Here is a 12,239-nt window from a genome sequence, read left to right as displayed (position 1 = left end):
CTTAAAAAGCAGTTCGTAAGAACTGCTTTTTTTGTTGAGTAAAATTTATTTGTCTAATTTGTAAAGTGACGGTAATCATTACTCTTGTCAAAGACAACGCCGCGAGCATTTTCACCATTTGAAATTGAAAATTCAGCTTGTGGATATTTTGAATGCACCTTGTCTTCTAAAAAGCCCCGCAGCATTGCATTATTAGCTAAAACGGAGCCGGTTAAAGCTACCTTCATTGGTTTAGGAGCTTCATAGCGATCCATGCCAATAATAATATCGCGGGCCAGTAATTCAGCCTGCTCTTTAATAACCGCGATTGCATTAGCATTGCCTTCATCGGCAAGTTTGGCAACTTCGACAGCCATTGAGGCAACTTCTGGATTAGTCATTTGGTAAAACTTAGCGGTTCCGTCAACGATGTTATCAACTTCGAAGATGCGGTTAAACATAGTAATCAAGGCATTATCTTCGCGTTTGTCCCAACTGAGCAAGGCTGCTTTTAAGGCAGATAAGGCAATTGCATAACCTGATCCCTCATCACCTAGTGTTGCGCCATAACCACCGGTGGTGATGATATGCCCGTTTTGCAAGCCGTTAAAGACGGAGCCAGTTCCTGCAATTACAAGGCCGCCGTCTGCACCTTCAAGACCGTTGTACAGGGCAAGGAGGGAGTCGGTAATTGCGCGGGTCGGCAAATTACCAACTTTACTAGAAATTGCGGCAGCAACTTGCGGTGCGTTACCGATGACTGATAACCCTGCCATGCCGCACAAAATTCGCTGGCAATCGCCATCGATTTGATTAAGTAACTGATTAATCGCCTTGCTAATATTAATAATGGCGTTATCGTAGTCAGTATTAACTTGGCCGGCTCCAGCTTCAGCACGTTCAAGTTCTTGCCCGTGCATGTCGTATGCAATCGCTGTGGTATGTGTGCCACCGGCATCAACGCCGATTTGATATGTAAGTGTCATAAAATTTTCTCCTTTTTTAGACTGGTTTATAATCTTAATTTTATTACAAAGATTAACAAGACAGAAGCAAATTATAAAATTATGTTAGCGGTAACTAAATTACTGAAGGTAAGTAGACGATAATTTCATGGTTAATCTTTTAAAATTTTGCCAAAGCTATGGTCTAGTGATAGAATTGGCGTCTGCTTTTTGTTAAAATAACTCTAGTTTAGAGAGGTTTGAATTAAGTGAAATATTCTAAAAAACATCGCAGAGCTGCTAATGCGAAGAATCAATCATCGACACCACTCAGAATGAAAATTATCTTGGGAATTATTTTTGTTCTGTTTGCGACGTTGATTGGGCAATTAGCATATTTGCAGTTAGGTTACGGCTCACGCTTTAAGGCCGAAGTGCAGAAGTCTAATTCTGCTGTGGTATCAAGTCAGGTGCCGCGCGGGGTTATGTATGATAGCAAGGGCCGCGTCTTAGTCGGCAATAAGGCCCAAAACGCTATTACTTATACCAAAAGTGCTTCAACTACTGCCGATCAGGTTTATTCCATTGCCAATGCTTTAAGTTATTACATTCGACTTAATGATGAAAAGCCGACAGAGCAGCAGGTAATTGATTATTATCTTGGTAATAAGACTAACAGCGCTAAGGAAACCGCCAAGGTACCTAAAGCGGTGCGCAATACCGAAGACGAAGAATTAATTAATAATGCGATTAATAATCAGGTACGCAAAGAGCATGTTAAGTTGACGACACGTGAAAAGACCGCGGCTTTGATTTATAACAAAATATCGGGTGCGTATACGCTGTCAACGATTTATATTAAAAATCAGGGCTTAACTGACAAGGAAATTGCGGAAGTTGGTGAACACCTGTCTAGTTTACCGGGAGTTGGCATCGGGACTGACTGGCAACGTTCATATCCTAACGGGTCGTCCATTCAAAGTATCATTGGTTCGGTTTCAACTGAAAAGGCCGGCTTGCCGAGCGATAATTTACAATATTATTTAACTAATGGTTATTCGCGCAATGACCGAGTAGGGACATCATATCTAGAAGAAGAATACGAGCCACTGTTAAGGGGAACTAAGTCAACTAGCAAGGTGTGGACTAAGTCCGATGGCAATATTGAGCAGACTAAGTCCGTTTATTCAGGTCAGGCCGGGGCTAGTTTGGTATTGACTCTTGATGCTAAATACCAAAAAGAAGTGCAGAACGCACTTAAGCAGACTTACGCAGCAGCGATTGGTTCAGGGGCAGCGCACTATTCTAACGGTGCGTACGCTGTGGCAATGAATCCGCAGACTGGCGCTTTGCTCGCTGTTGCGGGGATTAGCCGTGATCCTAATAAAAATAAGACGGTTGATAATGCCTTAGGTGTAATCAACCAGACTTACGTTATGGGGTCTGTTGTCAAAGGGGCAATGGTCGGCGGCGGCCTGATGAATAAGGTAATTACGCCTACCAATAACACTTTGCCTGATACGCCAATTTACTTGCCAGGTTCTCCGATTAAGAAATCAGTTTATCCAGTCGGAACCTTTGGTGCGCTTGACGCGCAAACAGCTCTGGAAGTATCAAGTAACATTTACATGATGCACTTAGCAATGAATTGGGTTCATGCTAAATATGTGCCTAAGCAATTCATTAGTATGCCTGATACTGCTTTTAGCACGTTGCGGCGCAATTTTAACATGTTTGGCTTGGGCCAAAAGACCGGCGTTGATTTACCCGGTGAATCCGCGGGGATTCAAGGTAAGTCGTTTAACACTCAGGGGCAAATTCTATCTGGGTCTGTCCTTGACTTGGCGTATGGTAACTACGACGCATACACGCCGATTCAGTTGGCGCAGTATGTTTCAACAATTGCTAATGGCGGCTACCGCCTGCAGCCCTATGTTGTGCAATCAGTTGGTCGCACAGCAAGTAATGGTAAAAAAGTCTATATTGACTATAACAAGAAGCCTAATGTGCAGCTGCGGATTCCGTGGACGACTGATGAGCTAAACGTCATCCATCAAGGATTCTGGCGCGTTGTTCATGGGACTAATGCGTGGGGAACTGCTCACAAGCTGAAGAACGTCAAGCCGTCAATTTCAGGTAAATCTGGGACGGCCCAAACGTTCTACTATGATCCCGATCATCCAAACCAGAAGAATCCGCCGGAGTTGATTAATGCGACCTTTGTTGGCTACGCACCGTCGAATAATCCTAAATTAGCAGTTGCGGTTGTCTTTCCGGGATTAGACCCAGATTTGGAGGGTTCTTACACCTTGCAAATGGCTAAGGCAATGGTCCAAGATTACTTTAAATTGCATAAAAATTAGAAATTTGAGGATAACTCTGGTAAAAGTCTTTAAAAAATGCTATCATAATTCAGTCAGAATAATAAATTGTAGGTGGTGAAAGAAATGGCAGATAACATCATTTTGGAATGCACCGAATGTGGCGATAGAAGTTACTTATCTAAGAAAAACAAGCGTAAGCATCCGGAACGTTTAAGTTTGAAGAAGTATTGTCCTGTTGAAAGACACGCAACTCTTCATCGTGAAACTAAGTAATAAACAATATGGCAGGGGCATGTGTTCCTGCTATTTTTTGTAGTGAAAGAAATCTATGAACAAAAAAGATTTACGGCAGAAACAAATAAGTCGTTTGCAGGATTTTGCGGCAACTGAACAAAAAGAGCAGGAGGACCACCAGCTGTTAGAAAAAATAATGGCTTGGGATGGACTTAAAAATAGTCAAACCATTGGTGTGACTTCCTCATTAGCTTATGAAGTTGATACCTCGCGCTTAATTGCTTTACTCTGGGATCAAGGCAAAGATGTCTACTTAGCCAAAGCCAATAATAATCCGGAACATTCACAAGATTTTCTGTATTATAGCTATATGACCAAGCTGACTGCATCTAAGTTTGGCGTGATGGAAGTTAATGATCCAAATGCCAAGATCAACAATGATTTGGATTTAATTATTGTTCCTGGACTTGCATTTGCTGAAGATACGCACCAGCGACTGGGCTTTGGTGGTGGCTATTATGATCGCTTCTTAGCAAAGCACGAGCAGGCTAAGACTGTTGCTCTAGCAAATTCACAAATGATTTTTAATACGACTGAGTGGGATGTTGAGCAGACGGATATTCCAATCCAAACGCTGATTACTCCCGATTTAGTCTGATAAATTAGTGAGGCAATTATGCAAAAGCAAAGTTTTAAAGATAGTTACATGACGTGGATCATTTTAATTGTTTTGTTTGTGGTCTTTTTAATGGAAACTGCCTTGGGTGGCTCACAGAATACCGCTGTTTTAATAAAAATGGGCGCGATGAGCAACTATGCTGTGGTCGCAGGTGGTCAATGGTGGCGCCTGTTTACGGCGCAATTCTTGCATATGGGAATTATGCATATTGTTTCAAACGCCGTGATGATTTATTATCTCGGTGTTTACATGGAACAGATTTTAGGTCATTGGCGCTTTTTAGCGGTTTATTTGTTATCGGGGATTGGCGGCAACTTGCTGAGTTTAGCTCTTGGCAGCGACCAAGCAATTAGCGCTGGTGCTTCGACCGCACTTTTTGGCCTAATGGGTGCAATGACGGCAATTGGTTTGCGTAATCGCGATAATCCAGTTCTTGTTTATTTGGGCAAACAGGCACTCTGGCTTGCCGTAATTAATATTGTTCTTGACCTGTTTGACACTAATATTGACATTCAGGGCCATATTGGTGGCTTAATCACAGGACTTTTGTTAGCAATTATTTTAGGTGACCGCGCTTTGCAAAAATATTCTACCAAGTGGCGGATAGTTGCTTTATGCGTTCTAATTGTTTATCTAGTTGCTACTGTTAGAATGGGTATGGTTATCAGATTCTAATGAAGACCTTGTATGATGTTCAGCAGCTCCTTGAAAAATATGGTGTCTTGGTGCACGTTGGTAAGCGCATTTGGGACATTGAGCTGATGGCCCTTGAACTTGATAATATTAACCGTTCGCGCTTAATTGACAAGCATGATTATTTGGTTGCAAAGATGATTTTGCGGCGTGAACATGAGTATGAAGAACGCAAAGAAAAAGAAAAGCATAGAAGCTAGAATAATTTAGTAGTAGAATTATTCTTATAAGTTTATTTAGAAAAGAGTTTAACCGATGTCAACTTTTTTAATTATTTTGGATGTTGTATTAGTAGCTATCATTCTGGCTTTTGTTGCAGTTTGGTTGTGGAATAAGTTCCAGACTAAGCGTCTTGGTAGCGGTGATTTAACTAACGAAGAATTTAATCAGGGCATGAGAAAGGCGCAAATCGTTGATTTACGTGAAAAAGCACCATTCAAGAGAAAGCATATCGACGGTGCGCGCAATTTGCCTTATACTACCCTGAAATACCAATACGGTGAGCTTAGATCCGATTTACCGGTGTATTTGTACTCTGACTCATTAACCGTAACTTTAAGAGCCGCTAGATTTTTGCAAAAGAAGCACTTTACTTCGATTAAATGGCTCAAAAATGGTTTTGATGAGTGGAATGGTCGCACAAAAACATCTAAATATTAATTAGGAGAACATGTTTGGAGCATTTGCGCAAACGTGTTTTTTGCTTTTATAACGAAAAAGGATATTCGAGATGCAAAAAGTACTAGCAATTGTCGGACCGACAGCGATTGGGAAGACTAGTTTAGCTATCAAATTAGCCCAGAAGTTGAATGGTGAAATTGTTTCTGGTGATTCGATGCAGGTCTATCGCGAAGTAGCAATTGGAACGGCAAAGGCAACACATGAGGAGCAAGCTCAAGTTAAGCATTATTTGGTTGACACGCAATCGGTCTTTGAACCTTATTCAGTAAAGGATTTTGTCACACAGGCCCAATCAGCAATTAATGCAATTGCGGCTAAGGGTAAGTTACCGCTACTAGTTGGTGGGACCGGCTTTTATGTTAATGCCTTGCTTAACCAGATGCAGCTTGGTGAAAAAGATGAGCATGAGACAGCAATTGCTGCTAAGTGGCAAGATTTTTTAGATCAAAATGGGCCAGAGTCTTTGTGGCAAGAGCTGAATAAGCGCGATACAGATGCTGCTCGCAAAATTCCCGTGGCCAATTCTCGGCGCACCTTACGGGCGCTGACTGTAATTGAGCGGACAGGGCAAAAATTTTCCCAGCAGCAATCTAAAATTGAACCACGGTATGATTATTTAATTATTGGTTTAAATTCCGAGCGACAGGAAATTTATCGCCGGATTAATTTGCGAGTCGACCAGATGATGAGCCAAGGGATGCTTGAGGAAGCCGAGTTTGTTTACCAAAATCGCGATCGTGAACACCAAATTTTGCAGGCAATCGGCTATAAAGAGTTTTTCCCATACTTTAAGGATGAACAAAGTCTGCCCGATTGTGTTGAGCAGCTAAAGACAGCTTCGCGGCGGTATGCGAAGCGGCAATTAACGTATTTTCGTCATCAATTGCCATGTCATTGGTTTGACCCGTTAAATGACCAAAATTGTATTACAGAAATAGAAGAGAAAGTTGAGGAATGGCTTCATGAATAATTGGCCGGAAAAATTACAAGAAATTGTTAAGGAAGTTGACGCTCAAATTGCGCCACAGCTTGCTAAAATTGATGATAATGTTTTGTATAATCAGAACAAAGTGCTGCAGGCATTTAAGGATAAGGCAGTAGCAGAAGCCGATTTGCTTGGGACCACTGGTTATGGTTCAGATGATTCGGGCCGTGATAAGTTAGACCGCATTTACGCGCAGATTTTCCATACTGAAGATGCGCTGGTGCGTTCACAATTTGTGTCGGGTACACATACGATTGCCACGGCAATGGCGGGTAATCTGCTGCCAGGCGATGAATTAACCTACTTAACGGGAATGCCATATGACACCCTGCAACAAGTAATTGGTGTTGCTGGCGATGGGCGTGGTAGTTTAAAAGCATACGGCGTTAAATTCTCGCACGTTGATCTAAAGGATGGCGAAGTTGATTACGACGCTGCGCGCAAATTGCTGAGCGAGCACCAACCAAAGATGGTTGTTATTCAACGCTCACGCGGCTACGACACGCGGCAAAGTTTCACCGTAGCCAAGATTAAGCCGATGATTGCAATGATTCGCGAGGTTAGTCCCAAGAGTATCATTATGATTGACAATTGCTATGGCGAATTTTCCGAAAAGCATGAACCTACCGAATACGGTGCCGACTTGATGGCTGGCTCATTAATTAAAAATGCTGGTGGTGGCTTAGCCAAAATTGGTGGTTATGTTGTTGGTAAGCACGAACTAATCGAAAATACCGCGGCACGTTTGACTGCTGGTGGTATTGGCCGCGAGGAAGGTGCCAGTTTAAATAACAACATGGATTACTTCGAAGGTCTCTTTATTGCGCCGAACACAACGGGTAATGCAATTAAGGGTGCAATTTATTCTTCAGCGATTTTGGAAAAAATGGGTGAGGAAGTAACGCCAAAATGGAACGAAGATCGAACTGACTTGATTCAAACCGTGATTTTCCACGACCAAGATAAAATGATCCGCTTTGCCAAAGCTCTGCAAGAGAACTCACCGGTTAATTCCTTTGTCGATCCAATTCCAAGTAATGATACGGGTTATGAAGATAAAGTGATCATGGCTGATGGGTCCTTTATTGAGGGTGCAAGTATTGAATTTTCTGGTGATGGTCCGATTCGGCCACCTTATGCCATTTACATGCAAGGTGGTTTGACATACGCTCACGTCAAAATTGCAATCACCAATGCGGTCAACGAATTGTTTTTTCACGAATAATTCTTAAAATAATTAAAAAAACGTTAAAGGTTGGCCCAAAACTACTAGACCGCTTTGACTTTCAGACAAGAGTTTGCTATTGTGTTAGTCAGGTTTAGAGCAGAACGAGGAAATCTTGCTAGGACCAGACCAATTACTGTATGATTTTTTATTAGGTGAAAAAATGGCAAAAACAATTACAGCAGATGATATTAGACAGAGCGTTGCTGATAATGACGTTCGCTTTTTACGATTAGCATTTACGGACATCAACGGTACTTTGAAGGCCGTTGAGGTGCCAAATAGCCAACTTGAAAAAGTTTTGAGTAATGACATTCGTTTTGATGGTTCTTCAATCGATGGGTTTGTTCGCTTGGAAGAAAGCGACATGGTTTTGTACCCAGATTTCTCAACTTGGGCAGTATTGCCGTGGACTGACCGCCAAGGTGGTAAGATTGGTCGGTTGATTTGTTCAGTTCATACAACAGATGGTAAGCCATTTCCTGGTGATCCACGGAACAACTTAAAGCGTGTTGTTGAGCAAATGCGGACGATGGGCTTTTCTGATTTTGATATTGGTTTTGAAGCTGAATTCCACTTATTGAAGTTAGATGAACATGGCGATTGGACCACGCAAGTGCCAGACCACGCTTCATACTTTGATATGACTTCAAATGATGAAAGTGCTAGTTGCCGTCGTGATATTGTTGAAACTCTCGAAAGCATTGGCTTTGAAGTTGAAGCTGCTCACCATGAAGTTGGTGATGGCCAACAAGAAATCGACTTCAGATTCGATGACGCATTAACAACTGCTGACCGTGTTCAAACCTTTAAGATGGTTGTTCGTGAAGTTGCTAAAAAGCACAATTTGTTTGCAACATTTATGGCTAAGCCGCTTCAAGGTCAAGCTGGTAACGGGATGCACACTAATATGTCCTTGTTCAAAGATGGTAAGAACGCCTTTTACGACAAGAACAATAAATTCCACCTGTCAGATACCGCACTTTACTTCTTAAATGGTATCTTGACACATGCTCGCGCAATTACCGCAGTTGGCAACCCGACTGTTAACTCATACAAGCGGTTGATTCCTGGCTTTGAAGCACCAGTTTATATTTCCTGGGCTTCAAAGAACCGTTCACCAATGGTGCGGATTCCTTCAGCTGAAGAAATTAATACGCGTTTGGAAATGCGTTCCGCTGATCCAACTGCCAACCCATATCTTCTGCTTGCAGCTTGTCTAGCAGCTGGACTTGATGGGATTAAGAAGGCAGAAATGCCAATGGCGCCAATTACTTCTAACGTATTTGAAATGAGCGAAGAAAAACGCGAAGAATTGGGAATTAAACCATTGCCAGCAACTTTGCACAGTGCCATCAAGGCATTCAAGGCTGACAAGTTAATTCAGGATGCCTTGGGTGAGCACCTGGCACACAGTTTTATTTCTTCTAAAGAATTGGAATGGTCACAATATACGCAAACTGTTTCTGACTGGGAAAGAAATAAGTATATGGGCTACTAATTAAAAGATTAATTTATTAAACAGAACTGCTTGATTAATTTCAAGAAGTTCTGTTTTTTTATTAATTAAAAAATAAAAGAATAGAACCATTAATTTAATTTGTTGTAAGTGGTAAAATTGTAGTATTGATTAATTTTGTGAGGTAAAAAGTGACACAGCATAAATCGATTTATACTAAAGATGTAATATTGGTAATGGCAGCATCGTTCTTCTTCATGTTTAGCACGATGTTTGTTAACCCGCTAATTAATGGCTACGCTAAGAGTCTCGGCGCTAGCAGTGCGTTTGCGGGAATTATTGTTGGGATTATGAGCATCGCGGCAATGTTTTTGCGGCCAATTGCGGGTAATCTGACGGATAAGTTTTCGAAGTTTCGCCTATCATTAATTGGGGGTGTGCTAATTTTTATTGGCGTAACTGGCTATGTTCTTGCACCAAAAAGTGGCTGGCTGCTACTGTTTCGGCTAATTAATGGTGCTGGGTACGTGTTAGATACAGTTTGCATGACCACTTGGCTGGCATTCTTAGTCCCACGCGAGCATGTCGGTGAGGCCATGGGCTTTTACGGCTTGATGAATGCACTGGCAATGGCCGTAGCGCCAGCTCTAGCGATTAATGTTTATCAGAAAACAGGTTACCGACTGGCAATAATTGCTTCCGCGGTATCTTCTTTTTTGATGATCATTACGATTCAATTTGTTGGCAATCATGCTAAGCCTAAGAAAAAGACAGAAGAAAGTAAAGCCAAGCACTTTAAGATTATTGAAGTTAAGGATTTGCCGATTGCGTTACTAACTACGTTATTTGCCTTTCCGTATTTTGCTACTCAAGCAGACTTGGTAACTTACGCTGAAGAACGGCATTTGAATGTGGCGGTTGGCTCGTACTTTTTGATTTATGCCGTTGTATTATTGGTTATTAGAATTGGCTTAAAGAATTTATTTGATACGGTTCGCTTTGGTGTCTGGTTTTGGCTGAGCACCGCCGCAACAGCAATTTATTTGGTACTACTTGCAGTGATGAAGAATAACTGGGAAATGGGATTAGCTGCTTGTGGCATGGCAATTGGCTACGGCGTTATTTATTCCGTTTTGCAGTCAACAGCATTGTTGCTCGCACCGATTAACGAGCAGGGGCTGGCAAGCAGCACCTTTTATTTGGGACTGGATATCGGGATGTCATTTGGCCCAATCATTATGGGGTTTGTAAATGACCTGCTGCCGATTAAATATTTCTATCCTGTTCAACTGCTGCTGATTCCGTTCATGATTATTGTTTATTTATGTTATCGGAAACGCTTGAATAGTGCGATTGATAATCATTAATATTTAAAGACAAGGTATGCTGATGCCTTGTCTTTTTTGGTAGCGTTATCGTAAAACCTAATTAAAAAATAATTACAGTAAAATAAGATATTTTGAATAATTGCCCAAAAAGGTCCATAATAGTAAGGTCTATTTGAAAAGGAGTTACTATTTATGGATAATAAACAGCCGAAAAAAATTACACTCGGCACGTTAATTTTAATGATCTTCTCGTCCATTTTTGGGTTCAGTAATTCGCTGACTGCGTATTACCAAATGGGTTATGCAAGTATCATTTGGTATGTGATTGCGGCAATTCTGTTCTTTCTACCGTCTGCATTAATTTTTGCAGAATATGGCGCATCTTTTAAGGGTGTCAAGGGTGGTATTTTTTCTTGGCTTGAAGAGTCATCTAACGAAAAGGTTGCATTTGTTGGTACCTTCATTTGGCTTGCTGCCTGGGTTGTGTGGCTAGTTTCGTCCACACAATTCTTCCTTGTTGCTCTGTCAACATTAATTTCAGGTGAAGACATGACGCAAACATGGCATCTGGGCTTTTTGTCATCGACCCAACTTTTAGGTGTGCTTGAAGTAGCCTTCATGATTATTGTTACGTTCTTTGCTGCTAAGGGAATTGATAAAATTACAGCTGTCGACAAGGTTGGTGGGGCCTTTGCAATTCTGATTGCGCTTGGGTTCATGTTAGCATCAATGTTAGTCTTTGCCTTTAGTCATGGTCATTTTGCAGAACCAGTTACAGCGATGAACTTTACTAAGTCACCTAACCCGGCGTTCCAAACGCCCGTTGCTGTTTTGTCGTTTATTGTTTATGCCTTGTTTGCTTACGGCGGTCTTGAAACTTCGGCTGGTGTTATTGACTCAGTTGATAAGCCTGAGAAGACCTTCCCTAAGGCAATGATGGGTGCAATGGCATTGATGACTGGGCTCTATGTAATTAACATTCTCATGTGTGGGATTTCGACCAACTGGGCTGCTGTTTTGGGTGCCAAAAACGTTAACATTGCCAATATGGAATATGTGTTAGTCAACAACTTAGGAATTGTAATGGGCCACAGTATGGGCTTGTCGCAATCTGCAACGTTGACTCTCGGCACAATTTTTTCACGACTTGCTGGGTTAGCTGATGTTTTATCCGGAATTTCTGCTGCCTTCTTGATGGTTTACTCACCAATTAAGTCCTTCATTGAGGGTTGTGATGCGCGTCTGTTACCTAAAAAATTAGTCAAATTGAACAAGCATAATATGCCAGAACGTGCAATGTGGGCACAAGCAGCACTGATTAGTGTCATTATCCTGTTTATTTCCTTTGGTGGTAACGCTGCGGGCCAATTTTACACGATTTTAATGGATATGATGAATGTTTCGTCATCTGTACCGTATTTGTTCTTGATTGGGGTCTTCCCATTCTTTAAGATGAAGAAGGACATTGACCGGCCGTTTGTCTTTATCAAAGGTAAAGGTAAAGTCTGGGCAGTAACGATTGTTGTCTGGCTGGTTGTTGCTATCGGAATTATCTTTACTTGTATTGAACCAATGCTGGAAGGCGACTACATGACGTCGTTTTGGACAGCAATTGGACCAGTTGCCTTTGGTGTTGTTGCTTATATTTATTACACTTATCGTGAACACCATGATGCAAAAATGGCTTAAATTTTAATTTTAAAAGTAA

Annotated in this window: 12 protein-coding genes; 11 read left to right on the top strand and 1 reads right to left on the bottom strand. The window is 41.5% G+C overall.

All coding sequences use genetic code 11. From position 1 onward, the window contains the following. Nucleotides 1–53: 53 nt before the first annotated feature. Nucleotides 54–965 (bottom strand): BadF/BadG/BcrA/BcrD ATPase family protein, encoded by a 912-nt coding sequence (locus OZX63_RS06140; RefSeq protein ID WP_277142416.1) that lies wholly within the window; start codon nt 963–965, stop codon nt 54–56. Nucleotides 966–1,258: 293 nt separating this feature from the next. Between OZX63_RS06140 and OZX63_RS06135 the strand changes: the two genes are divergently transcribed. The 11 genes from OZX63_RS06135 to yjeM all read left to right on the top strand — a co-directional run bounded on the left by OZX63_RS06135 (nt 1,259) and on the right by yjeM (nt 12,220). Beyond that, nucleotides 1,259–3,286, top strand: coding sequence for a penicillin-binding protein 2 (locus tag OZX63_RS06135; RefSeq protein WP_277145106.1), 2,028 nt, complete (start codon nt 1,259–1,261; stop codon nt 3,284–3,286). 84 nt (nt 3,287–3,370) lie between these two features. Continuing rightward, nucleotides 3,371–3,520, top strand: a complete 150-nt coding sequence (gene rpmG, locus OZX63_RS06130) for a 50S ribosomal protein L33 (RefSeq protein WP_172999151.1) — start codon at nt 3,371–3,373, stop codon at nt 3,518–3,520. A 55-nt stretch (nt 3,521–3,575) separates the two neighbouring features. After that, entirely contained in the window at nt 3,576–4,139 is a 564-nt protein-coding gene (locus OZX63_RS06125; protein WP_277142414.1) for a 5-formyltetrahydrofolate cyclo-ligase, read from the top strand. Nucleotides 4,140–4,157: 18 nt separating this feature from the next. Continuing rightward, nucleotides 4,158–4,835, top strand: a complete 678-nt coding sequence (locus OZX63_RS06120; protein WP_277142412.1) for a rhomboid family intramembrane serine protease — start codon at nt 4,158–4,160, stop codon at nt 4,833–4,835. After that, nucleotides 4,835–5,053, top strand: coding sequence for a YqgQ family protein (locus tag OZX63_RS06115; protein WP_277133494.1), 219 nt, complete (start codon nt 4,835–4,837; stop codon nt 5,051–5,053). The genes OZX63_RS06120 and OZX63_RS06115 overlap by 1 nt, the downstream gene beginning before the upstream one ends. A gap of 55 nt (nt 5,054–5,108) precedes the next feature. Continuing rightward, on the top strand, nt 5,109–5,513 hold the full coding sequence (locus tag OZX63_RS06110) for a rhodanese-like domain-containing protein (protein WP_277142410.1): 405 nt from the start codon (nt 5,109–5,111) through the stop codon (nt 5,511–5,513). Between the two features lie 70 nt (nt 5,514–5,583). Further along, nucleotides 5,584–6,504, top strand: a complete 921-nt coding sequence (miaA, locus tag OZX63_RS06105) for a tRNA (adenosine(37)-N6)-dimethylallyltransferase MiaA (RefSeq protein ID WP_277142408.1) — start codon at nt 5,584–5,586, stop codon at nt 6,502–6,504. Beyond that, entirely contained in the window at nt 6,497–7,744 is a 1,248-nt protein-coding gene (locus OZX63_RS06100; protein ID WP_277142406.1) for a methionine gamma-lyase family protein, read from the top strand. Before miaA ends, OZX63_RS06100 begins: the two co-directional genes overlap by 8 nt. A 163-nt stretch (nt 7,745–7,907) precedes the next feature. After that, nucleotides 7,908–9,245 carry a type I glutamate--ammonia ligase gene (gene glnA / locus OZX63_RS06095; protein ID WP_277142403.1) on the top strand — a complete coding sequence of 446 codons (1,338 nt, stop codon included), beginning with the start codon at nt 7,908–7,910 and terminating at the stop codon, nt 9,243–9,245. Nucleotides 9,246–9,394: 149 nt separating this feature from the next. Further along, a complete protein-coding gene (locus tag OZX63_RS06090) occupies nt 9,395–10,570 on the top strand; it encodes an MFS transporter (protein WP_277142401.1) in 1,176 nt (391 codons plus the stop codon). A gap of 153 nt (nt 10,571–10,723) precedes the next feature. Beyond that, complete coding sequence (gene yjeM / locus OZX63_RS06085) at nt 10,724–12,220, top strand: glutamate/gamma-aminobutyrate family transporter YjeM (RefSeq protein WP_277142399.1); 1,497 nt, start codon at nt 10,724–10,726, stop codon at nt 12,218–12,220. Nucleotides 12,221–12,239 lie beyond the last annotated feature (19 nt).

This window comes from Lactobacillus sp. ESL0700 (assembly GCF_029392095.1).
Taxonomy (GTDB): Bacteria; Bacillota; Bacilli; order Lactobacillales; family Lactobacillaceae; genus Lactobacillus.
This window is presented reverse-complemented; position numbering and strand designations above follow the sequence as displayed.